The sequence below is a fragment of the Bailinhaonella thermotolerans genome (assembly GCF_003594875.1).
GTDB classification, from domain to species: Bacteria; Actinomycetota; Actinomycetes; order Streptosporangiales; family Streptosporangiaceae; genus Bailinhaonella; species Bailinhaonella thermotolerans.
This window is the reverse complement of the sequence record NZ_QZEY01000005.1, coordinates 478,491-500,836: the sequence shown is the minus strand read 5'-3', so window position 1 is coordinate 500,836 and position 22,346 is coordinate 478,491. Positions and strand designations below refer to the sequence as shown.

The 22,346-nt window shown below is 74.5% G+C and carries 18 protein-coding genes; 7 read left to right on the top strand and 11 right to left on the bottom strand.

The features are described 5' to 3' along the window. Positions 1 to 111 precede the first annotated feature (111 nt). Positions 112 to 2,952, bottom strand: a complete 2,841-nt coding sequence (locus D5H75_RS41640) for a nucleotide-binding protein (RefSeq protein WP_242454309.1) — start codon at positions 2,950 to 2,952, stop codon at positions 112 to 114. Between the two features lie 291 nt (positions 2,953 to 3,243). Here D5H75_RS41640 and D5H75_RS17690 point away from each other — a divergent pair, with 291 nt between their 5' ends. Both D5H75_RS17690 and D5H75_RS17685 read left to right on the top strand, forming a co-directional pair. Further along, a complete protein-coding gene (locus D5H75_RS17690; protein WP_119927544.1) occupies positions 3,244 to 4,206 on the top strand; it encodes an NAD(P)H-quinone oxidoreductase in 963 nt (320 codons plus the stop codon). Between the two features lie 31 nt (positions 4,207 to 4,237). Continuing rightward, positions 4,238 to 4,765 (top strand): bacterial proteasome activator family protein, encoded by a 528-nt coding sequence (locus tag D5H75_RS17685; protein ID WP_202638244.1) that lies wholly within the window; start codon positions 4,238 to 4,240, stop codon positions 4,763 to 4,765. A 60-nt stretch (positions 4,766 to 4,825) separates the two neighbouring features. On the opposite strand, the gene D5H75_RS17680 is transcribed toward D5H75_RS17685, so the two are convergent. After that, positions 4,826 to 5,656, bottom strand: a complete 831-nt coding sequence (locus tag D5H75_RS17680) for an HAD family hydrolase (RefSeq protein WP_119927542.1) — start codon at positions 5,654 to 5,656, stop codon at positions 4,826 to 4,828. Positions 5,657 to 5,909: 253 nt separating this feature from the next. Here D5H75_RS17680 and D5H75_RS17675 point away from each other — a divergent pair, with 253 nt between their 5' ends. Both D5H75_RS17675 and D5H75_RS17670 read left to right on the top strand, forming a co-directional pair. After that, positions 5,910 to 6,113 (top strand): cold-shock protein, encoded by a 204-nt coding sequence (locus tag D5H75_RS17675; RefSeq protein ID WP_119927541.1) that lies wholly within the window; start codon positions 5,910 to 5,912, stop codon positions 6,111 to 6,113. A 79-nt stretch (positions 6,114 to 6,192) separates the two neighbouring features. After that, a complete protein-coding gene (locus tag D5H75_RS17670; protein WP_119927540.1) occupies positions 6,193 to 7,032 on the top strand; it encodes an LLM class flavin-dependent oxidoreductase in 840 nt (279 codons plus the stop codon). Positions 7,033 to 7,277: 245 nt separating this feature from the next. Here D5H75_RS17670 and serS read toward each other — a convergent pair whose 3' ends face one another. Then, on the bottom strand, positions 7,278 to 8,540 hold the full coding sequence (gene serS, locus D5H75_RS17665) for a serine--tRNA ligase (protein WP_119927539.1): 1,263 nt from the start codon (positions 8,538 to 8,540) through the stop codon (positions 7,278 to 7,280). Between the two features lie 453 nt (positions 8,541 to 8,993). Between serS and D5H75_RS17655 the strand changes: the two genes are divergently transcribed. Beyond that, positions 8,994 to 9,734 (top strand): metallophosphoesterase family protein, encoded by a 741-nt coding sequence (locus D5H75_RS17655; protein ID WP_119927537.1) that lies wholly within the window; start codon positions 8,994 to 8,996, stop codon positions 9,732 to 9,734. An 80-nt stretch (positions 9,735 to 9,814) separates the two neighbouring features. Here the strand turns inward: D5H75_RS17655 and pheA are convergent, their stop codons facing one another. From pheA to D5H75_RS17625, 6 genes are all read right to left on the bottom strand, one after another. Further along, on the bottom strand, positions 9,815 to 10,735 hold the full coding sequence (pheA, locus tag D5H75_RS17650) for a prephenate dehydratase (RefSeq protein ID WP_119927536.1): 921 nt from the start codon (positions 10,733 to 10,735) through the stop codon (positions 9,815 to 9,817). A 19-nt stretch (positions 10,736 to 10,754) separates the two neighbouring features. Further along, positions 10,755 to 11,135, bottom strand: a complete 381-nt coding sequence (locus D5H75_RS17645) for a DUF4446 family protein (protein WP_242454308.1) — start codon at positions 11,133 to 11,135, stop codon at positions 10,755 to 10,757. Positions 11,136 to 11,237: 102 nt separating this feature from the next. Then, positions 11,238 to 12,455, bottom strand: a complete 1,218-nt coding sequence (locus D5H75_RS17640) for a glycosyltransferase 87 family protein (protein WP_242454307.1) — start codon at positions 12,453 to 12,455, stop codon at positions 11,238 to 11,240. 2,344 nt (positions 12,456 to 14,799) lie between these two features. Next, positions 14,800 to 16,323 (bottom strand): polyprenol phosphomannose-dependent alpha 1,6 mannosyltransferase MptB, encoded by a 1,524-nt coding sequence (gene mptB, locus D5H75_RS17635; protein WP_242454306.1) that lies wholly within the window; start codon positions 16,321 to 16,323, stop codon positions 14,800 to 14,802. 802 nt (positions 16,324 to 17,125) lie between these two features. Next, the gene (locus D5H75_RS17630; protein WP_119927533.1) at positions 17,126 to 17,887 is read right to left on the bottom strand and encodes a glycosyltransferase; all 762 of its coding nucleotides are present in this window, start codon (positions 17,885 to 17,887) and stop codon (positions 17,126 to 17,128) included. 31 nt (positions 17,888 to 17,918) lie between these two features. Next, positions 17,919 to 18,257: an STAS domain-containing protein gene (locus D5H75_RS17625; RefSeq protein ID WP_119927532.1), complete on the bottom strand. Its 339-nt coding sequence runs from the start codon at positions 18,255 to 18,257 to the stop codon at positions 17,919 to 17,921. 329 nt (positions 18,258 to 18,586) lie between these two features. On the opposite strand from D5H75_RS17625, the gene D5H75_RS17620 reads away from it, so the two are divergent. After that, positions 18,587 to 18,991 (top strand): hypothetical protein, encoded by a 405-nt coding sequence (locus D5H75_RS17620; RefSeq protein WP_119927531.1) that lies wholly within the window; start codon positions 18,587 to 18,589, stop codon positions 18,989 to 18,991. Between the two features lie 37 nt (positions 18,992 to 19,028). Then, complete coding sequence (locus D5H75_RS17615; protein ID WP_119927530.1) at positions 19,029 to 20,102, top strand: NAD-dependent epimerase/dehydratase family protein; 1,074 nt, start codon at positions 19,029 to 19,031, stop codon at positions 20,100 to 20,102. Positions 20,103 to 20,363: 261 nt separating this feature from the next. Here D5H75_RS17615 and D5H75_RS17610 read toward each other — a convergent pair whose 3' ends face one another. Next, positions 20,364 to 21,491 (bottom strand): sensor histidine kinase, encoded by a 1,128-nt coding sequence (locus D5H75_RS17610; protein WP_242454305.1) that lies wholly within the window; start codon positions 21,489 to 21,491, stop codon positions 20,364 to 20,366. Beyond that, positions 21,491 to 22,198 (bottom strand): response regulator transcription factor, encoded by a 708-nt coding sequence (locus D5H75_RS17605; RefSeq protein WP_119927529.1) that lies wholly within the window; start codon positions 22,196 to 22,198, stop codon positions 21,491 to 21,493. The genes D5H75_RS17610 and D5H75_RS17605 overlap by 1 nt, the downstream gene beginning before the upstream one ends. Positions 22,199 to 22,346 lie beyond the last annotated feature (148 nt).

Here is a 22,346-nt window from a genome sequence, read left to right as displayed (position 1 = left end):
CGCCCGCCCGGACCCGGCGCGAGCCGTACACCCGCCGGCCGGGACCCGGCCGATGCCGTACCGCCCGGCGGATGCCGTACCGCCCGGCCGAGGTCGTGCGGCCCGGCGGGGTCAGGTCCGGGGGAGGCGGGCGAAGCCGTCGCCGACCGTCGCCGCGAGCTGGAGGTACGCCTCGCGCGTGGGGGCCTGGAGGAGCTCCAGGTCGATCTCGGCGCCCTCCTCCAGGTGCGAGTCGTACGGCACGCGCACGACGGCGCGGCAGCGCGAGGCGAAGTGGGCCTCCAGGCGTTCGAGGTCCACGGTGGACTTCGAGCGCGGCCGCACGGTCGACAGGACCACGGTCGCGGCGCGGACGAGATCGCCGTAGTGGTGGGCCTCCAGCCAGTCGAGGGTCGCCGACGCGGCGCGCGCGCCGTCCACGGACGGGCTGCTGACCAGGACGATCTGGTCGGCCAGGCCGAGCACGCCGGACATCGCCGAGTGCAGCAGGCCGGTGCCGCAGTCGGTGATGCAGATCGAGTAGAAGTGCTCCAGCACGCGCGCCACGGCGCGGTAGTCGGCCTCGCTGAACGCCTCCGACACCGCGGGGTCGCGGTCGGACGCCAGCACCTCCAGGCGGCTGCTCGACTGCGACGTGAACGCCCGCACGTCGGCGTACCGCTGGATCTGCTCGCGCTCGTTCAGCAGGTCGCGGACGGTCGCGGCGGTCTCCAGCTCGACCTTGTCCGACAGCGTGCCCCGGTCGGGGTTCGCGTCCACGGCGATCACGCGGTCGCCCCTGATCTGCGCCAGCATCGCGCCGAGGCCCACGGTGGTCGTGGTCTTGCCGACGCCGCCCTTGAGGCTGAGCACGGCGACGCGGTGGTGACCGCCCGCGACGGGCGTGCGGGCGCGCATGATCAGCTCGCGGCGGCGGAGCTGCACCGGCGACTCGCCCGGGCGGATCAGCCCGCCGCTGGCGCGGTAGACCAGCCGCCGCCAGCCCGTGGAGGGCGGCGTCGGGCGGTCCCGCAGCAGGGTCATCGGGTCGAGGCTGTCGGCCGTCTGCGGCACGTCCGCGCCGGGCTGCCTCGGCTGGTCGTAGTCGGTGTACGCGTCGTACGACCGGTCGTACCCGCGCCCGTAGCCGCCCCCCGCGTAGCCGGGCCGATCCGGGGCCTCGTACGACGGGGTCCCGCGCGGCGGTTCGTAACCGGGCCGGTCCTGGGCCGCCGGGCGGTCGTAGGCGTACCCCGGGTGGCCGGGGGCCTGTTCGTAGGCCCCGGCCCCGGCCCCGCGGCCGGCCGGCCGGTCGTACGCCGGGGGCGGGGCGTCGTAGGCGGGCGGGGGCTCGTAGGCCGGCGTCCCGGTGGGCGGCTCGTAGGCCGGGGGGCCGGGCTCGTACGGGGCAGGGGCAGGCTCGTAGGCGGGCGGGACGTACGCGGCCGGACTCGCCGGGGGCGGATAGACCTGGCGGTCGCCGGGCTCGGGGCGCTCGCCCGCGCGGGGCGTGGGCGGGGCGTAGGCGGGCGGCTCGTACGTGGGGCGGGTCCGCTCGTAGTCCTCGCGCGTGACGGCGTACGGCCCGGCGGACGCCTCCGCCGGATAGACGTCCCGCACGGGGAACTCCTCCGGCGGCAACGGCTCCAGCCCGCCGCCGTCCCCCGTGCGAGGCCCCGGCACACTCGTCGCGGGAGCGCCCGGAGCACCGGTGCCGGGGTGGGCGTCGGCCCGGGAGTAGGCGTCGGCTCCGGGCCGGACGTCAGCGGCGGGACGAGTGCCCGCTCCGGGAGGCGCGACGGATCCGGGCCCGGCGGCCTCGGCTCCGGGCCGGGCGTCGGCCCCGTGACGAGCGCCGGGAGGGGCGTCCGCGACGGCCCTCGCGTCGTGGCCGGACGGCGGCACGCCCTCACTCTCGGACCGGCCGCCCCGGCCCGCCTCGCTCCCCGCACCCGCCGGCACGTCCACCCCGGCGCCGGCATCGACCCGGTTTCCGGCGTCAGCGCGCGGCGCGGCACCAGCACGGGCCTCACCAGCACGGGCCTCACCAGCGCGTGCGGGATCAGCACGGGCGTCATCGGCGCGTGCGTCATCGGCGCGGAGGCCGGTGGCGTCAGGGGTCGCGGGATCGGGGCCGGCGGAGGGTTCCGCGCCGGTCGCGGCCGTGGGCGGCGACTCCGGCCGGGCCGCGTCGGCGACGGTGGCGTCCGCGGAGCCGCGACCGGCCTCCACGTCAGGAGCGCCGGGCACGGCCCGGGCTTCCGCCTCGCCGGGCGGCGGAGGGGCCGCCGCGTGCCCGCCGCGCTCCTCCGCGGCAGGGGTCCCCGGTACGGCGGGCGTCTCCGCGCCGCCGGTCCCGGGTGCGGGGGGCGCGTCCGCGCCGTGCGCCGCCGGACCGGGGGGCGGGGCGGCGGCCCCGGGGACGGCGGGAGCGCCCGGCGCCGCCGTACGGGGATCGGAGCCCGGGGGCGTGGCGGGCGGGCGGGTTTCCGCGCCGTGGGGCGGGTGCTCGGCCGCGCGGGGGTCAGGCCGGGGTACGGCGGCGCGGCCAGAGGGCTCAGGCCCGCCGTACGCCCTGGCGTCGACGGGACCGGCGGCGCGGGAGCCGAACTCCGGCGGGGCCACCGGCGGCGACGCGGCGGAGGGCGGCTGCGGGGCGGGGGGAGCCGGGGGCGCGGGGCGGGTGTCGCGTTCCACGGTGCCCGGGGTGGTGACGCCCGCGCGGCCGAAGGGGTTCGGCCCCGGCGGCTCGGCCATGGACTGCGCGGTCTCGGCGCCGGCCCGGAACATCGGCGGCGGCACCGGAGGGCGTACGGCGGGCACGGCCGACCAGGGGTCACGCGGATAGGGGGAGACCTCCCCCTCCGCGGGCACACCGTTGCCCGGCTCCGCCGCGCCCTCCTTGCTCAGCGCGTCCAGCCAGGCGAGCTGCTCCTCAAGCGAGTGAGGATCCTCCCGGTCGTGCTTCGCCACCAGTCCCCCTCAGGCCAGGTGTCGGGGCAACCATCGTCCGAGCCGTACAAGACCCGAACCCAGGCTAGTCCAGCAAAGCCCAGCATCCCCTACGCACCGCGCTCCCGCCCACCATCCCCCAAATCCCCCCACAAACCACACCCCCACCCACCCCACAACCCCCAACCCAGGAGAAACCCGGCCCCGCGAGAACCCCAACCCCGGCACGGGAAGGTTTGGTGGGTTGGAGGGTTTGGGGGCTGGTGGGGATGCGGTCTGGGGCAGGGGGTGGGGGGTCGGTAGCGTGGGCGCATGCGTGCGATCGTGATCTCTGAGCCAGGCGCGTCCGATGTCCTGCGGTGGCAGGAGGTGCCCGAGCCGGTGGCCGGGCCTGGAGAGGTGATCGTGGAGGTGGCCGCGACGGCGGTCAACCGCGCCGACCTCATGCAACGCCAGGGGCACTACCCGCCGCCGCCGGGCGCGCCGCCGTACCCGGGGCTGGAGTGCTCGGGGTACATCTCGGCCCTCGGCGAGGGCGTCACCGAGTGGGAGATCGGGCAGGAGGTGTGCGCGCTGCTCGCCGGCGGAGGGTACGCCGAGCGGGTGGCGGTGCCGCAGGAGCAGCTCATGCCGGTGCCCGGGAACACCGGGGTCCGGGAGGCGGCGGCGCTGCCCGAGGTGGCCTGCACCGTGTGGTCCAACCTGTTCATGGTCGCCGGGCTGCGCGAGGGCGAGACGCTGCTCGTGCACGGCGGCGCGAGCGGCATCGGGACGCTGGCGATCCAGCTCGCCAAGGCGTACGGCGCGCGGGTGATCGTGACGGCCGGGTCGGCGGCGAAGCTCGAACGGTGCAAGGAACTGGGCGCGGACGTCGTGATCAACTACCGCGAGGAGGACTTCGCGGAGCGGGTCAGGGGCGAGGCCGACGTGGTCCTGGACATCATGGGCGCGAAGTACCTGCCCGGGAACGTGGACGCGCTGGCGATCGGCGGCCGGCTCGTGGTGATCGGCCTTCAGGGCGGGCGGCGCGGCGAGCTGGACCTCGGGGCGCTGCTGACCAAGCGCGCGAGCGTGCACGCCACGACGCTGCGCAGCCGCCCGCTCGCCGAGAAGGCCGAGATCGTGCGCGGCGTGCGCGAGAACGTGTGGCCGCTGGTGGCGACCGGCGCCGTACGCCCGATCATCCACACGACGGTGCCGATGGAGGACGCGGCGCGGGCCCACCGGATCGTCGAGGCGAGCGAACACGTAGGCAAGGTGCTTCTCACCCGCTGAGTGGGACAGACTTGGACTCATGGAGCAGCCCATGGACAGAGAGCAGGACAACGACCCGCAGATCGTCGTCGTGGGCCCGGAGGGCATGACGATCGGCGGCGGTAACGGCGACTCGGACGAGCGTCCGATCACCGATCTTGTGGAACAGCCGGCGAAGGTCATGCGCATCGGCAGCATGATCCGGCAGCTTCTCGAAGAGGTGCGCGCGGCGCCCCTCGACGAGGCCAGCCGCGCCCGGCTCAAGGAGATCCACCAGAGCTCGATCAAGGAGCTGGAGGACGGCCTCGCGCCGGAGCTGGTCGAGGAGCTGGAGCGCCTGTCGCTGCCGTTCACCGACGACAACGGCACCCCGCCCAGCGACGCGGAGCTGCGGGTGGCTCACGCGCAGCTCGTGGGCTGGCTGGAAGGCCTGTTCCACGGCATCCAGACGACGCTGTTCGCGCAGCAGATGGCCGCCCGGGCGCAGCTCGAGCAGATGCGCCGCGCGCTGCCGGGGGGCATCGCCCAGCAGCAGGCCGCGCAGGAGAACCCGCGGGGAGTGACCGGCCCCTACCTGTAGACGGAGCGATCCCGGCAGGCGGAGGCCCGGCCGGGCGGCCGTCCGCGGGATCCCGGGCGGCTATCCGCGCGGCCCGCGCGTGCCGGGGAAGACCTTCTCCAGGACCTGCGCCACGCCGTCCTCGTCGTTGCTCGCCGTCACGTGGTCCACGACGGCGAGCACCGCGGGGTGGGCGTTGGCGACGGCGTACGACGTGCCCGCCCACGTGAGCATGGGCAGGTCGTTCGGCATGTCCCCGAACGCGATGGCCGCCTCGCTCGTCACGCCGCGCTCGGCGGCCAGCTCCGCCAGCGCGGACGCCTTCGTGACCCCCAGCCCGCTCATCTCGATCAGCGCGCGCCCGCTGGAGTGGGTGGCCGTCACCAGGTCGCCCACCGCCTCGGTGACCAGGCCGTGCAGCACGTCGGGGTCGAGGTCCGGGTGCAGCGCCAGCAGCTTGGCCGCCGGCCGCGACACCAGCGTCGCCGTGCCCACCAGCAGCCCGCCGACCGCCCCGAGGTCCCAGCCGCCCACGCGGAACCCCGGCTCGTGCGCGAACCCGCCCTCGTATTCCACGCTGAACGACAGGTCCGGCACCGCCGCCCGCAGCCGCCGTACGACCTCGTCCAGCACCTCGGGCTCGATCAGGTCGGCGTGGACGATGCGCTCGGTGTGCAGGTCGTACACCAGCGCCCCGTTGGCGCAGATGGCCAGGCCCCGGTGGTGCACGGCGGCCGCCACCTCGTGCATCCAGCGCGGGGGCCGGCCGGTGACGATGACCAGCGTGCCCCCGGCGGCCTCCACGCGGCCGAACGCGGTGATGGTGCGGTCGGAGATGGTGCCGTCCGAGCGCACGGCCGTACCGTCGAGATCGGTCGCGACGAGGCGGACTTCGGGGCTGTGACTGTGCATGGCAGTCCTAGTCTGCCCTCTTGATCCGCACGTCGGTGAGACCGGGATGGGCTGGCCCGAGTGGCCGGTTCGGAAAAGTTCGCCGGGAAGGGAACACAGGCCCGCCCTCATGGTGTTAGATGTGATGGCGTTGTATTAGCTGTTCCCGAAGTGAAAACCAGCTTGACTGTCTGAGCCACCCGGGAGCTGTACGACACAACCCGGGATCCGCGCGGTGCGGGTCCCAAAGATCGATCCCGTAGGGAGAGCTTTAATGGCTCAGGGTACTGTCAAGTGGTTCAACTCCGAGAAGGGCTTCGGCTTCATCGCCCCCGACGGCGGCGAGCCGGACGTGTTCGTTCACTTCTCTGAGATCGTCGGCTCCGGCTACCGCAGCCTGGAGGACGGCCAGCGAGTCGAGTTCGAGATCACGCAGGGCCAGAAGGGCCCGCAGGCCTCGCAGGTTCGCGGTCTCTGACCTAAGACCCGACAGGGCGGGTGTTCGCGTCAAGCGAACACCCGCCCTGTTCGTTTATTTACGGTAAAAAATCACGTTCATGCGCATAGGTGTGCTTCTGTGGCCTTCTGAGCCGTGGGATGAAATCTCGGCGAACTTCCGGCGGGCCGAGGAGTACGGCTTCGCGCACGCGTGGGTGTTCGATCACGTGGCGTGGCGTGACATTCGCCCGTGGTACGACGCGTTCGCCGTGCTGGCGGGGGCCGCCGCGGTCACGTCGCGCATCGGCCTCGGGACCATGGTCACCACGCCCCGCCTCCGGCACCCGGTCAACGCCGCCAAGTCCGCGATGACCCTCGACATGATGTCCGGGGGCCGCTTCACGCTGGGCGTGGGCGCGGCGGCGGGCACGTCCGACTCCGGGATCCTCGGCAGCGAGCCCGCGACCCCGCGCGAGCGGGCCGACCGCTTCGAGGAGTGGGTCGAGATGGCCGACCTCCTCCTCCGCCAGGGCACGACGACCTACACGGGCCGCTTCTGGTCCACCGAGAACGCCGGGATCGGCGGCCGGGACCCGCGCCTCCCGTTCGCGATCGCCGCCACCGGTCCCCGGGGCATGCGCCTGGCCGCCCGTTTCGCCCAGACCTGGATCACCCAGGACGTGGGCGGCTTCTCCGACGTACGGCGCCAGTGCGAACGCCTCTCCGAGATCGTCGCGGAGACGCGGCCCGCCGGGGAGCCGCCGCGCCGCCTGATCGCCGCCGGAGCGGGACCCGCCGAACGCCCTCTCGCCTCGGTCGAGGCCTTCAAGGACTACGCGGGCCGCTACGGCGAGCTGGGCATCACGGACGTCGTCCTGCACTGGCCCCGCCCCGACGGCCCCTATCAGGCGGACCCGCGCGTCCTGGAGGAGGTCGCCGCCCTCGGCGACCCGGCCTGAGCCCACGCGTCCCCCTGTCCCGCCGCCTCCGCCTCTGCCCAGGCCCCGGCCTGTGCCCAGGCCCGGGCCGGGCCCGCGCACGGCCCGGCCCGGGCCGGGCCCGCGCACGGCCTCGCCTCCTGTCCGGCCCCCGCCCGCGCCTGAGGCGGGCCTCCGCCCGTCCCACGACCGCCGCCGCCGGCAACGGGCCACCGGGGAAAGGAAAGAGGGCCCGGCGCTGAGCCGGGCCCTCTGGGAGGCGTGTGTCAGGCGATGGGGCGGAGGACGTCGAGGCCGACGTACGGCCGCAGGGCCTCGGGGACCACGACCGACCCGTCGGCCTGCTGGTGGTTCTCCAGGATGGCGACGATCCACCGGGTGGTGGCCAGGGTGCCGTTGAGGGTGGCGACCGGCCGCGTCTTGCCGTCCTCGCCGCGCGTCCGCACGTTGAGGCGGCGCGACTGGAAGTCGGTGCAGTTGGAGGTGGAGGTCAGCTCGCGGTAGCGGCCCTGGGTGGGCACCCACGCCTCGCAGTCGAACTTGCGGGCCGCGCTGGAGCCGAGGTCGCCGGCCGCCGTGTCGATCACCCGGTAGGGCACGTCGATCTTGGCGAGCATCTCCTTCTCCCAGGCCAGGAGCCGCTGGTGCTCCTCGCGGGCGTCCTCGAGCCGGCAGTACGAGAACATCTCGACCTTGTCGAACTGGTGCACCCGGATGATGCCCCGGGTGTCCTTGCCGTAGGACCCGGCCTCGCGGCGGAAGCAGGAGGACCAGCCGGCGTAGCGGCGCGGCAGGCCCCCGAGGTCGAGGATCTCGTCCGCGTGGTACGCCGCCATCGGCACCTCGGACGTGCCCACGAGGAACAGGTCCTCGCCGGGCAGGTTGTAGACCTCGGCGGCGTGCGCCCCGAGGAAGCCGGTCCCGGCCATGGCCTCGGGCTTGACCAGCACCGGCGGGATCATCGGGACGAACCCGGCCTCGATCGCCTGCTGCATGGCCATGTTGAGCAGCCCGAGCTGGAGCCGCGCCCCGACGCCGGTCAGGAAGAAGAACCGCGCCCCGGAGACCTTGGCCCCGCGCTCCATGTCGATCGCGCCGAGCATCTCGCCCAGCGTGAGGTGGTCGCGCGGCTCGAAGTCGAACTCGCGGGGCGTGCCGACGTGCTCCAGCACGACGTAGTCGTCCTCGCCGCCCGGCGGCACGCCGTCCTCGACGATGTTCGGCACGGTGTAGAGCAGCTCGTCGAGCTTGCGCCCCAGCTCCTCGGCCTCGCCCTCGGCGGCCTTGACCTGCCCCGCGAGCTCCTTGGCCCGGCCGAGCAGCGCGTCGCGCTCCTCCCCCGAGGCCCGCGACACGGACTTGCCGATGCTCTTCTGCTCGGCCCGCAGCGACTCGAACCGCGACAGCGCGCCACGCCGCCGCTCGTCGAGGTCCAGCAGGGCGTCCACGACCGAGTCGTCCTCGCCCCGCATCCGCTGGGAGTGCCGCAGCACGTCCGGGTTCTCTCGAAGGGTACGCAGGTCAATCACAAACCGAAGGCTACCGGTGCGGCCCTCCCGCCCGCGCCCGGATATCCCCCCAGCGCGCCCCAGCCCAGCCCACACCCCTTCCCCTCCCGGACGGCTCCCGTCATCGCCCCGGCACGCCTCTCGCAGCCCGCGCCGTCCGTCCCCGCCCCGACCCCGCGCGGCGCCCTGCGGCACGCGTCCTCCCCCTTCGCCGTGATCATGCGGTTTGAACACAGGGTGTGCGCGAAACCGCATGATCACGGCGAGGGAGGAGGAGGGAGAGGAGCCGGAAGGTGCCGTAGCGGGGCGTGAGCCTCGCGGGAGGCTTCGGGGCGCCCGAGCCGCCGGGGCGGGGCGCTGAGGCCGTACGGCTCGCGCCAGGGGCGGGTCAGGGGCGCGCGCGGGTCAGGGGCGCGGTTTGCGCGGTGGGCGAACGGTGGTGACAGAGGGTGTGGCGGAGGGCAGGGTGGGGCCATGCGAGTCGCCGTTTTGTCCGACATACATGGGGTTCTTCCGGCGCTGGAGGCGGTACTGGCCGAGCCGGACGTCGCGAGCGCCGACCTCCTCGTGCTGACCGGGGACCTGGCCGCGGGGCCGATGCCGGTGGAGACCCTGGATCTGCTGGTGTCCCTGGGCGACCGGGCGCGCTGGCTGAGCGGCAACGCCGACCGGGAGCTGGTCGAGGTGGTCGAGGGCAAGCCCTGCGAGTTCGAGATCTCCGTCTGGGCCGCGCGGGAGCTGCGCGACGACCAGGTGCGGCTCCTCGCCGGCCTCCCGTCGCGCCAGGTGGTGGACCTCGGCCGGCTGGGCACGACCCTCTTCGTCCACGCCACCCCGCGCCGCGACGACGAGATCATCCTCGTGGACAGCCCCATGTCCCGCTGGTCCGAGATCCTCGCGGGCGTCGCCGCCGACACCGTCGTGCTCGGCAACACCCACATGCCCTTCACCCGCCTGGCCGACCGCACCCTGGTGGTCAACCCCGGCTCCGTCGGCATGCCGTACGGCACGGCGGGCGCCCACTGGGCCCTCCTCGACGGCGACACCGGCGCGGTGAGCCTCCGCCGGACCCTCTACGACCGCGAGGCCGCGGCGCGGCGGATCGTCGCCGCCAGCGGGTACGGCGACGCGGCGGCCTGGGTCGCCGAATACATCACGGGGACCTACTCCGACGCCGAGGCCCTGGCGGTCTTCTCCGAGGCCGAGGGGCGCTGATCCGGCTCACCGGCCCGCCGGGTCCTCATCACGGCTCCGGCGGGCGGGTCCCGGGGGGACGGGGCGCGGCCGTGCCGGGGTCAGACCTGGCCGGCGCGGATGCTGGTGAGCCAGGCGGCGGCCCGGGTGAAGTCCGGGTCGGTGGTGCCGGGGCGGAGGGTGGGGGCGGCCCCGTCGGCCCGGCGGTAGCTGCCGAGGAAGCGGACGTTGGCGCAGATGCGGCGGAGCCCGGTCAGGGCCTCGCCGACGCGGGCGTCCGAGACGTGGCCCTCGCAGTCGATGTGGAAGAAGTAACGGCCGATGCCGTCGCCGGTGGGCCGGGACTCGATGCGGGTGAGGCTGACCCCGCGCACGGCGAACTCGAAGAGGATCTCCAGCAGGGCCCCGGGGTGGTCGTCGGCGATGAAGGCGACCAGGGTGGTGCGGTCGGCGCCGGAGGGCGGCGGGAGGGGGCCGGGGCGACGCACGACGACGAAGCGGGTGACCGTGTCGGGCCGGTCGCCGATGCCCGTGGCCAGGGCCCGCAGGCCGTAGTGCTCACCGGCGATGGGCGCGGCGATCGCGGCGTCGTAGTGGGAGGTCGGGTCGGAGACCGCCATGGCCGCCGCGGCGGTGGAGGCGGCGGTGAAGACCTCGGCGCGGGGCAGCGTCCCGGCGAGGAACCCCCGGCACTGGGCGTGGGCGTGCGGGTGGGTGACGACGCGCTTGACGTCCTCCAGCTCGGTCTCGGGCCGGGCGAGCAGCGCGAACGACACCGGCAGCAGCACCTCGCCGTGGATCAGCAGCGGCTCCCCGGCGGCGAGCTCGTCGAGGGTGGCGTTGACCGCGCCCTCGACGGAGTTCTCCAGGGGGACGACCGCCCCGTCGGCCTCGCCCCGCCGTACGGCGTCGAAGGCCGCGCCGACCGTCGCGCACGGGATGCGCGGGGCGTCGGGCGCGAACGACCGGAGGGCCGCCTCGGTGAAGGTGCCTTCGGGTCCGAGGTAGGCGAGGGTAGACATGGGGTCCAGGTTACGAGATTCACGCGTTCGCGGCGCCGACATCCGGACCCTGCCCCAGCCGCGCCGCGCGCACGACGTGCTCCTCCTCGGGCGACAGCGGCTGCACGCCCTCGCCGCCCACGATCGGCCGGACGTAGGTGCGCGTCTCGGAGCGGCCGTTGATGGACGTCAGGACGATGCCGTCGCCCATGCCGTTGAGCATCGCGACGGAGAACGAGAGCCGCCCGGTCATCTCCGCGAGCGCGTCGTAGCGCGACACGGCGACGTCGCGGATGGCCCGGGGGTCCACCGTGCCCTCGGCGGCCGAATGGCGCGCGAGCATGGCGAGGGCGTCGGCGACCACGCGCCGGGCCTTGTTGTAGGCGAGCAACCCGGCGAACAGACCCGCTAGACCGGCCACTAGGGCCACGCTCGTAAGCAACACCTAACAAAGCGTAGTCATTGGTCGGACCGGGCGCTGATACCGGGGCCGACTAATCCGGGCCGATTCCGCCGGATTCCGTCACTCCCGCGCCGAGCCCGCGGGGCCGACCGCCACCTCCGGCCGCCGCCCGCGCAGCCACACCGCGAGTATCCACACCAGCGCCAGGGCCCCGAGGCCGTACCCGTCCTGGACGATCTTTCCGGGCACGACGAGCCAGGGCGTGTCGCGTGCCATGGTCAGCAGGCTCACGCCGTACCAGGGGACGGGGACGGTGTAGAAGACGGCGACGGCGGCGGCCATGAGCAGGCGGGCGCGGTCGCGGCCCTCGCCGGCCAGGGCGCCGAGCGCGAGGACGATCCAGGCCAGGTGGTGGATCCAGGCCACCGGCGACAGGAGCACGGCCATCAGCCCGGTCAGCGCGGCCCCGGTGATCTCGTGGCCGTCGAGGGACGCCCTGCGGGCCGCGCGGAAGCCGTACCACGCGACGACGGCCACGAGCGCGAGCCAGATCAGCGTGGACAGGGGCTCGGGCAGGTAGAGGCGGAGCAGCATGCCGCGCATGGACTGGTTGGTGGTGGCCTTGTTGGCGCCCAGCCGCTCGGAGTCGAGCAGCGCGGAGAACCAGAAGTCGGCGGCGTCGCCCGGGATGATCGCGAACGGCAGCAGCGTGAGCGCGGCGGTGGTGGCGGCGGCCACCACCGCGGCCCTGCGGCGGCCGGATATCCACAGGTAGATCAGGAACACGCCGGGGGTGAGCTTGACCGCCGTCGCGATGCCGATGAGCAGGCCCCGCGGCCAGCGGGGGTTGCGGGCGGCGCAGTCGGCCAGGCACAGCGCGACGAGGATGACGTCGACCTGGCCGAACCTCGTCTGGTCGCGGATCGGCATGAGGTACGCCGTGGCGGCCACGAGCGCGCCGCACGCGACGGGGGCCCAGGCGCCGGCGCGGGGGAGCAGCCGCCGGAAGGAGTAGGCCACGGTGACGGCCAGGGTCAGGTAGATCAGCGCGATCCAGACCCACTGCGCGACCGGCCAGGACATGAGCGCGAGCGGTACGGCCAGCAGCGCGGCGATCGGCGGGTAGGTGAACGGCAGCAGTTGCGGCGCGGGCGTGAACGCGTCGTAGACCGGCCGCCCGGTGAGCGCCATCTCGCCGCCCAGGCGGTAGACCTCCAGGTCCACGAGGCGCTGGTCGTCCGGGTTGGTCGTCCAGTAGATCACCAGCGGGGCGACCGCGGCCACCGCCAGCAGCACGCCCGGCAGCCACCGCGTGAGAAGCGCGCGGGTGGTTCGCACCGATCTCCCTCCCCCCGTGGTTCCGGTCCCGCTTCCGGCTCGCGGAGAGGCTACCGTGAGCGGATGCCGAGACCAGGTGGGGTGCGCCGAGCTGTGGATGGACTGCTCCGCGTCCTGATCGTGCTGTCCACAGCCTGCACTGGCGTCTTGTCCCTGTCTGGCGGGAGTTCCGCACAAGTTATCCACAACCTGGGGATAACGTCGTGGCATTCTCCACAGGCGCTTCCTTCTCCACAGGGCGCGGTTTCCCCGGTGGGGACGCGTTTTCCACAGTCCGGGCGCGCTCCACAGGGCGCGGGTTTTCCACAGGCCGCTCCACAGGCCGCTCCGGAGGGTTCTCCGGGGACCGCTCCGGGGGGTGTTCCGGGGGGCGCTTCGGGCGGAGTGCTGATCCTCGGCGTGCCGGGACTCCGGTGGGACGACGTCTCGCCCGAAGGCACCCCGAACCTGTGGAGGCTGCTCGCGACCGGCTCCGCGGCCTCCATGAGCACCCGCGCCGTCCCCTCCTCCGGCCACTCGCAGACCTGCCCCGTCGCCGGCTGGCTCACGGTCTCCGCCGGCCAGCGCGCCACCGAGGGCGGGGGGAACTGCCGCCCGCCGGGCCCGGTCAGCCGGGACGGCGCCGGGGCGTCCATCCCCGGGCACGCCGCCCTCGCCGCCGCCAACCGGGCCACCTCCTTCGCCGCGCGGGCCGGCCTGCTGGGCGGGACCGTACGCCGGGCCGGGCTGCGGACGGCCGCCGTCGGGCCGGGCGCCGCGCTGGCCGCCGCCGACGAGAACGGCAGGCTCGACGGATACGCGGACGAGCCCGCCGGGCTGCGCGGCGACTTCCACCTGGTCGTGGCCGAGGCGGACGCCCTCGCCCGCGCCTGGCTCGCCCTGCCCCCCGGCCGCGACCTGACCGCCGCCCAGCGCCGCGACGCCGTACGGCAGGCGGACGCGCGGGCGGGGGAGGTCCTGTCCGCGCTGGGAGCGGGCCGGAAGGTGCTGGTCGCGGGGGTGTCGGACACCTCCACCCTCGCCCACCTCAACCTGGCCCTGGCCACCGGCACCACCGGGACCGCCGGGGCCGCCTCTGGCACCACCGGGACCGCCTCCGGAACCGGGGCGTCCGCTCGCCGCGGCTACCTGACCTCGGCCTCCACCCGGCAGCAGCAGCTCGTCACGCTGACCGACCTGACCGTCACCGCCCTGTCCGCGCTCGGCCTCGACCGTCCCGCCGGGGCCGTGGGCCGCCAGTGGGAGAGCCGCCCCACCCCCGACACCCCCGCCCAGATCGCCGACACGCTCGCCTCGGCCGACCGGGCCAGCCAGGTCATGCGCGAGGTGCGCCGCCCGTTCTTCATCGTCTTCATGGCCGCCCAGCTCCTGTTCTACCTGTTCGCCGCGATCGCCGTACGGCGGGGCGCCCGCCCCGGCAGCGGGCCGCGGGCGCGAGCCGTACGCCGCTGGACGCTGCGGGCGACGACGGCGGTCGCGCTGGTCAGCGGGGCGATCGGGGTCTCGACGTTCCTGGCGCAGCTCGTGCCGTGGTGGCGGTGGGACCGGCCGATGCTGGGCGTGCTCGCGTCGATCCTGGGCTTCGCCGCGCTGATCGCCGCGATCGCGCTCGCCGGGCCCTGGCGGCGGCACGTGCTCGGCCCGCTCACGGCGGTCGCGGCGATCACCGCCGTCGCGCTCGCGATCGACGTGGTGACCGGCTCGCGGCTCCAGGTCAACGCCGTGACCGGGTACGAACCGGTCACCGGTGGGCGTTTCTACGGCTTCAGCAATATCGCCTTCGCCGTGTACGCCACCGGCGTGATCCTCGCGCTGGGCGGCCTGGCGCAGTACGCCGGTCGCCGCGCCGGCATGATCGCGACCGTCGCGCTGGGCGGCCTGGCCGTGGTGATCGACGGCTGGCCCGGCTGGGGCGCGGACTTCGGCGGCGTCCTGTCCTTCGTCCCCGGCGTCGCCATCCTCGCGGTCATGCTGGCCGGGCTGCGGCTGTCCGTACGGCTGGCGCTCGCGATCGCCGCGGGCGCGGCCGGGCTCACGCTGCTGGCCGCCTGGCTGGACTGGCTGCGCCCGGCGGACGAGCGCACCCACCTGGGCGCGTTCTTCGACCAGCTCCTCACCGGCGAGGCCGTCGGCGTCCTCGGCCGCAAGCTCGGCGCGATGCTCGGCACGCTGGGCAACGCCGAGCTGACCCTGATCGCCGTCGCGGGCCTGGCGTTCCTGTACCTCGTGCTCGTGCGTCCTTCCGCCCTCGGCGTGAGCGCCCTGGACCGCGCCTACGGGCGCGCGCCCGCCCTGCGCCCGGCGCTGTTCGGCGCGCTGACGACCGCCGTGGCGGGCCTGCTGGTCAACGACTCGGGGATCGCGATCCCCGCGATGGCGCTGACGGTGGCGGTCCCGCTGGTCCTGACGGCGACCGTGGCCGCCTCGCGAGAGCCCACCACACCAGCCCCGCCAGCAGAGCGGTGAGCGCCCACGGCACCACCTGGGATCGCACCACCGTCACCAGCCAGTCCAGCTCGGGCGGCCGCCCCGCCTCCCGCGCGGGCAGGTAGGCCAGCGACAGCAGGCCGGTCCGCGCCACCGCGAACCCGTCGAACCCCGACGCCGGCACCATCGCCAGCAGCGCGAACCCCAGCCCGTCGTACCAGGGCAGCGAGTACGGCGCCGCCAGGAGCCACGCCGACACCACCGCCAGCCCCACCCGCGCCGCCGCCGACCGCGCGTCCTCACCGGTGTCCGGCGGCGCGCCCTCGCCGTACGGCGGCGCCCCGGCGGGCCGTGCCCCGGCGGGGTAGGCGCGGGGCAGCGCGCGCAGCAGCAGCCAGGCGAGCAGCACCGCCACCGCCACCCACGCGAACCTGATCACGTCCCGGGGCAGCCCGAAACCGTGCCGCCGCCCGTCCACGAGCTGCCACGGCACGGCCAGCGACACGAACTCGCTCGCCCGCCGTACCTGGTCCAGGGCGTGCCCGCCCACCAGGGCGTACGCCGCGACGAGCACGACCAGCGCGGAGCCCGCCACGGCCAGCAGCCGGCGGACGTCCCGGCGCAGCGCCCACGCGATCCCCAGCGAGACCAGCCCGACCGGCAGCTTCACCGCCATGCCCAGCCCGACCAGCGCGCCGGACACGACCGGGAGCCGGCCGAACGTCACGACCGCCGCCACCACGAAGACGAGCGCGAGCACGTCCACGTGCGCCCCCGCGACGAGGTGGTACAGCAGCAGCGGATTGGCCGTCCACAGCAGCGCGACCCGGCGCCGCCGCTCCGGATCGGCCCAGAGCCGCCGCAGCAGCCACCCGGTCCCGAGGAACGCCGCCACGTTCGCGACGGACAGCCCGAACACGGTCAGCCGGACCGAGTCGCCGCCGACCAGGCTGGCCAGCGCCTGCACCGCCGTGGCGACCGGCCCGTAGACGCTGGTGGTCCCGCGCCACTCCTCCACGTCGGCGGTCACCGGATCGCCGGGGACCCCCTCGGGCGGCACCGCGTACGGATCCAGCCCGAGCACCGCGATCCTGCCGTACGCCGCGTAACTGAGGTGGTCGGACGAGCCCGAGGGCGGCAGGAACCCCAGCACGACGGCCGAAAGCGCCCCGAACGCCGACAGCCCGCGCGCGTCCCACCCCCGCCGCACCGCGACGAGCCCCGCCGCCAGCCCCCCGGTCCCGGCCAGGATCGCCAGCGCCGCCATCGAGATCACCAGGTACGCCGAGGGCCGCACGTCCAGCGAGTAAGGCGGCTCCCACCCCGCCCCCGCCAGCCGGGGCACCATCGCCGAGGCCCCCAGGCCCCCGATGAGCACGGTGAGCCCGACAGCGACCCCGACGGCCGAGAACGCCACCCGTCCCCACCCACGCCCGCTCACCGCCACCCCCTGCCCTCCCAGACCCACCCGAAGACGCGCCGCGAGAATACGCCACCCAAGCTCCCACCCCCGCGACCCGCCACCCCGAGGAAGCACCCCGAGCAGCGGATCTCACCCCCGCCGACTCCCGCCACCCCGCCCCCCCGGTGATCGTGCACTTTCACGCACACCCTGTGATCAGAACTGCAAGATCAGGCCGAGAGAACGCGAGCCCCGAGGAAGCCCCCCACGAGAGGAGCCCCACGCAAGGGGAGCCCCACGCAAGGGGAGCCCCACGGGGGCAGCGCCACCCAAGGAAGCCCCGCCCAAGGAAGCCTCACGGGAGGAGGCGCTACGCGAGGAAGCGCCACCAGGGAAGACACGGCGCGCGGAAACGCCACCCCAGGAAACGCCACCACGGGAAGCGTCGCCCCCAGAAACGCGGCCCGAGGAAGCGCGGCCCGAGGAAGCGGCTCCCGAGGGGAGCACGCTCGCCCGCGCCGACTCCTCGGCAGCCCGAACCTCGCCGTGATCATGCAGTTTTACGCACACCCTGTGATTAAAACTGCATGATCACGACGAGAGAACGTGAGACGCGAGGGGAGCCCCCGCGAGGCGCCCCCACGCGAGGGAACGCCGCACGGGGGGACGCCGCGCGAGGGAACTCCGCGCGAGGGAACTCCGCGTGGGGAAGAGCCGCGGGGTAGCGCCGTCCGAGGAAGGCGCATGGGGGAAGCGCTCCGTGAGGAGGCGCTCTCGGTGGTTTCGGCGTGCGATCTCTGGTCGGGATCTGGGGGCGGAGTTCGGGACGGGGCGTGGGACTTCAGGGGGTGGGGTGGGGGGGTTTGGCGGAGGGCTTGAGTTTGGCGAGGTTGCGGGCGACGGTGGGCTCGCGGGTGGCCAGGGCCAGGGCCACGTCGCGGAACTGGCGGGCGCGGTGGGCCTGGGCGCGCCAGTCGGTGCCGGTGGCGCGGTGGGACAGGGGGACCTCGACCTCCTGGACGCGCATGCCCTTGCGGAGGAGGTCGATCGTGAGGGCGGTCTCGACGCCGAAGCCGTGCGCCAGGGGGAGCGCCGCGTCGAAGGCCGCGCGGGTCAGGCAGCGCTGGCCGTTCAGCGGCTGGGCGGCCTCCCAGCCGGTGGCGCGGCGGATGCCGTCGCGCGACAGCCGTACGACGAAGCCGTGACCGCCCAGTTTGGGGCGGTCCGCGGGGAAGAGGGCGATGGTCATGTCGGCCTCGCCAGCGCGCACGGGCTCGATGAGGGGAGCCGCGGCCTTGGCGGACTCGCCCAGGTCGGCGTCCAGGAACAGCAGGTGGCGCGGGCGGTCGCGGCCCTCGTCGAGCAGGCGCACGGCCTCCGCGCCGCTCTCCATGGCGGCGGCCTTGCCCTTGTTGCGGCTGTGCCGGATCACGCGCGCCCCGGCCGCGCGGGCGGCCTCGCCGGTGGCGTCGTCCGAGCCGTCGTCGACGACGACGACCAGATCGACTCCGGGCAGCGATCGCGCCGCGGACACCGTCGCGGTGACGCGGTCGGCCTCGTCCTTGGCGGGGATGATTACGGCGATGTCGCCAGCGGAGTCCATGTCAAGTGATGGTAACGGCCACACGCGCCCCTCAGGGCTGGGACAACTCCGCGGGCAGCTCGTCGTGGACGATGAACACCGAGTCCAGGCCGGTGACCTGGAGGATCTTGCGTACGGCGGGGCGGGGCGAGGCCACCTCCAGCACCCCTCCGGCCTCCTTGAGCCGTTTCAGGGCGGAGAGCAGGACGTTCATCCCCGTCGAGTCGCAGAACTCGACCCCGGCCATGTCGATGACGACACGGTCGGGTCGTTCGGCGAGCAGCCGGGTGAACTCCGCCTGGAGACGGGGTGCGGTATATAGGTCGATTTCTCCGGATACAGCGATGATCGTGTTGCCGGCATGAGACCGAGTCGAGACCTTGAGCTCCACGCGGGCACAGTAACGCGCGAAGAGGCCTCAAGGCCACGTCCTTGCCGTGATGCGTGCTTTCTCACTTCTTCATCCACAAGATCGACAAGGGGATGGGGCGTTTGGGCAACGGGATAACACTGGGTATGCGAATCTTGACCCAGAGCAAGCCCCGCCTGGAGCGCCGGGCGCGACGCCTGTCGTTTCCCTGCACACCCCCGGCGGGATGTTGGGCCGGCCCGGGGACAAGGCGCGCGACTCCCCGGTCCGGCCCCGCGACGCCGTACGGCTGATCGGACGCCCGGGAGGCAGGCGTGGACGACCGACGACACGGGGGCCGACTGGAGAGCATGAACACCGAAGAGCCCGGCGATCCGGAGCGCGACCGGCTGCGTGAGCGGCTGGAGGCGGTCCTCGTCAACACGGAGAAGGCGGCGCCCTGGGGCGCCGAGACGCGACGATTACAGGGATTGATAAATCGGGAGGGATACGTCCAGGTATCGGCGAAACTCGCCAGAGAAGACCTGTTGTTCCTCTCAACGGCACGCGAGGAGCTGCTCGCGCTGGCCTCGCTCGGGCTGCGCCTGCTCGAGCTCCACCGGCCGCGCGACGCGGGCGGGATCACCAGTGACACACGCAATCCGATCCTGCGCTGCCGGAGCTGCATGTGGCGCTGGCCGTGCCCGACCTACCGCGCGATCCGCGAGTGCTTCGGCGACCGGACTCCTTACGGATCGGGAACCGGCACGGCCTGAACGCGCGCCGGCGCCTCCGGCTACCTAGGCTCGAACCGTGAAAGTGCTCGTTACCGGGGCCGCCGGATTCATCGGCGGCCACCTCGCCGGGCACCTCGTCGCAAGAGGTCACGAGGTGCTCGGCCTGGACTCGCTCCACCCCGCGGCCCACCCCGCCGCGCCCCGCCACCTCCCGCGCGAGCTGGACCTTCGCGTCGGCGACGTGCGCGACCAGCGCCTGCTCGACGAGCTCCTGGACGGCGTGGACGCGGTGTTCCACGAGGCCGCGATGGTCGGCCTCGGCCTCGACGTGACCGAACTCCCGGCGTACGCCTCGGCGAACACCCTCGGCACCGCCACCCTGCTGGCCGCGATGGCCCGCCGGGGCGTGCCGCGCCTCATCCTGGCCTCCTCGGTCGTGGTGTACGGCGAGGGCTCCTACGACTGCTCCGAGCACGGGCGCGTGCGGCCGGGGGCGCGCGACGTCGGGGACCTGTCGCGGGGCGTGTTCGAGCCACGCTGCCCGCGGTGCGAGGAGGCGCTGCGCCCGGCCCCGATCGACGAGGACGCCGCGCTCGAGCCCCGCAACGGGTACGCCGCGAGCAAGGTCGCGCAGGAGCACCTGGCCGGCGTCTGGGCCCGCGAGACCGGGGGCACGGCCGTCGCACTGCGCTATCACAACGTCTACGGGCCCCACATGCCCCGCGACACGCCGTACGCCGGGGTGGTGGCGACCTTCCGCGACGCCCTCACGGCCGGGCGCGCGCCGCGCGTCTACGAGGACGGCGCGCAGATGCGGGACTTCGTCCACGTGTACGACGTGGCGGCGGCGAACCTGTGCGCCCTGGACGGCGGCGCCGAGGGCAGGCTCACGCCGTACAACATCGCCAGCGGGGAACCCCACACGGTGGCCGACGTCGCGCGGGCCCTCGCGGCGGCCACGGGCGGCCCGGCCCCTCTGATCACCGGGGCGTTCCGGCTCGGCGACGCGCGGCACATCGTGGCCTCCCCGGCCCGCGCCACGCACGACCTGGGCTTTCGCCCGACGGTGGGCTTCCACGAGGGCATGCGCGACTTCATCGCCACCCTCGGCCCCCGCGACGACGACCTCCCCCTCGGCATCACCGACTAGCCCGCGCTCCTTCCCCGAACCGGGCCGGACGGTCCCGTCGTACGGCGGGCCACGCCGCGGCGTCATGCCGTACGGCGAGGCGTCCGGGGCGTCACGCCGTACCCGCGGCCAGGGGCGAGCCGTCATGCCGTACGGCGGGCGGGCGCGGGCGTCGCGCCGTACGGCGACGCGCGGCGCGGCGCGGCGCGGGCGCGGTGCGGGCGCGGGGCAGGCGCGGTGCGGGCGCGGGGCGGGCGCGGCGCGGGTCAGGCGCGGCGCGGGTCAGGCGGAGCGGGGGAGCTGGATGGTGAAGGCGCAGCCGGGGCCGGTGTTGGTGACGCCGATGACGCCGTCGTGGGCCTCGACGATGCCCCGGGCGATCGCGAGGCCGAGGCCGGCGCCGCCGCCGGGGGTGCGGGCGGCCTCGCCGCGGAAGGCGACGTCGAAGACCCTCGGCAGATCCTCCTCCGGGATCCCGCCGCAGGAGTCGGCGACGGTCACGGTCACCGTCTCGCCCCGGGCCGTGGCCGAGACCGTGACCGCGGCGTCGTCGGGGGTGTGGCGCACCGCGTTGACGACGAGGTTGCGCAGGGCCCGGCCCAGTTCGGCGGCGTCGACCTCGACGGGGAGGGCGGGCTCGGCCGAGCCGGTCAGGCGCACTCCCTTGGCCCGCGCGAGCGGCTCGACGCCGGCGAGGGTGTCGGCGAGGAGGTCGTCGAGGCCGACGCGGCTGCGCGAGAGGCGGAGCGCCCCGGCGTGGATGCGGGAGAGCTCGAAGAGGTCGTCCACCATGGCGGCCAGCCGGTCGGCCTCCTGGCGGATCTGGGAGTGGTAGCGCGTGACCGTCTCGGGGTCGGCGGCGACGCCGTCCTCCAGCGCCTCGGCCATGGCGCGCAGGCCCGCGAGGGGGGTGCGCAGGTCGTGGCTCACCCAGGCGACCAGCTCGCGGCGGCTGCTCTCCAGCGCCCGCTCGCGGGAGCGCGCCTCGCCGAGCCGTTCGTACGTCACCGCGAACGCGTCCGACAGGGCGGCCAGCTCGCCGGGCAGCGTGCCCCCGGGCGGGACGAAGCCGCCGTCCGGCACGTCGCGCACGGCCGCGAGCAGGCGGCGGTTGGCGGCCACGATCTTGCGGCCGAGCGCCGCGGAGACGGCCGCGCCGACGAGCCCCGCGGCGACGGTCACGGTGAGGACGAGATCCCTCGCGTGCCCCTCGACGATCATCTCGAACGTGATCCACAGGATTCCGGCCTGCATGGACACGACCGTGACGACCGCGACGACCCACAGCATGTGGGCGATCGAGCGGTGCCGGGTGGCGCGCAGGAGGGCGAGGCCCAGCCCGAGCCCGATCCCGCCGACCCCGCAGGCGACGAAGACGATCCACAGGATCTCCCCGAGGGGCATCGGCATCAGTCGTCGTCCTCCGGTTCGTACCGGTAGCCGACACCCCATACCGTGACGATCCGCGCGGGGGCGGTCGGGTCCTTCTCGATCTTCTCGCGCAGCCGCCTGACGTGGACGGTGACCGTGGAGGAGTCGCCGAAGGACCAGCCCCAGACCTGCTCCAGCAGCGCGTTCCGGCTGAACGCCTGTCTCGGGTTGCGCATGAGGAACGCCAGCAGGTCGAACTCCCGCGCGGTGAGCGAGATCTCCTCCGCGCCGAGCCGTACCTCGTGCGCCCCCACGTCCACCAGGAGGTTCCCGTCGCGCAGCACCCCGGTGCCGCCGGTGACCATGGCCCCGCGGGCGCGCCGCAGCACCGACTGCACGCGCAGGGCCAGCTCGCGCGGGCTGAACGGCTTGGTGACGTAGTCGTCGGCGCCGGTCTCCAGCCCGACCACGCGGTCGATCTCCTCGCCCAGGGCGGTCAGCATGATCACCGGAACGGGCCAGCGCTCCCGCAGCTTGCGGCACACCTGCAGGCCGTCCACCCCGGGCAGCATCAGGTCGAGGACGAGCAGGTCGGGCGGGCTGGCCAGGGCCCGCCGCAGCGCCTCGGCCCCGTCGCCCACGGACTCGACCCGGTGCCCGTCGCGTTCGAGGTACCGCGTCACCACCTCGGCCACCGTCGGATCGTCCTCGACCACGAGAATCCTGGCCGCGGAGCCGCCACCCATCGCCACCATCCTCCCGGTCCCGCCCGCTCCCGCACGCCCCGGTACGGCGGGCGGCCCTCGGCGGAGCCGGGGACGCCCTGGGGCCCACGGTATGCCCTGAAAGCGGCCCGATCGCCGCCTCGTCATGACTCCGTAAGATTCGCCCGCT

Excerpts from the sequence above, each read along its gene's own strand:
- D5H75_RS17690 (WP_119927544.1), top strand. The coding sequence starts at position 3,244 with ATGCGTGCGATCGTGATCTCTGAGCCAGGCGCGTCCGATGTCCTGCGG.
- D5H75_RS17685 (WP_202638244.1), top strand. The coding sequence starts at position 4,238 with ATGGACAGAGAGCAGGACAACGACCCGCAGATCGTCGTCGTGGGCCCG.
- D5H75_RS17680 (WP_119927542.1), bottom strand. The coding sequence starts at position 5,656 with ATGCACAGTCACAGCCCCGAAGTCCGCCTCGTCGCGACCGATCTCGAC.
- D5H75_RS17675 (WP_119927541.1), top strand. The coding sequence starts at position 5,910 with ATGGCTCAGGGTACTGTCAAGTGGTTCAACTCCGAGAAGGGCTTCGGC.
- D5H75_RS17670 (WP_119927540.1), top strand. The coding sequence starts at position 6,193 with ATGCGCATAGGTGTGCTTCTGTGGCCTTCTGAGCCGTGGGATGAAATC.
- D5H75_RS17655 (WP_119927537.1), top strand. The coding sequence starts at position 8,994 with ATGCGAGTCGCCGTTTTGTCCGACATACATGGGGTTCTTCCGGCGCTG.
- pheA (WP_119927536.1), bottom strand. The coding sequence starts at position 10,735 with ATGTCTACCCTCGCCTACCTCGGACCCGAAGGCACCTTCACCGAGGCG.
- D5H75_RS17630 (WP_119927533.1), bottom strand. The coding sequence starts at position 17,887 with ATGGACTCCGCTGGCGACATCGCCGTAATCATCCCCGCCAAGGACGAG.
- D5H75_RS17620 (WP_119927531.1), top strand. The coding sequence starts at position 18,587 with ATGAACACCGAAGAGCCCGGCGATCCGGAGCGCGACCGGCTGCGTGAG.
- D5H75_RS17610 (WP_242454305.1), bottom strand. The coding sequence starts at position 21,491 with ATGCCGATGCCCCTCGGGGAGATCCTGTGGATCGTCTTCGTCGCCTGC.
- D5H75_RS17605 (WP_119927529.1), bottom strand. The coding sequence starts at position 22,198 with ATGGGTGGCGGCTCCGCGGCCAGGATTCTCGTGGTCGAGGACGATCCG.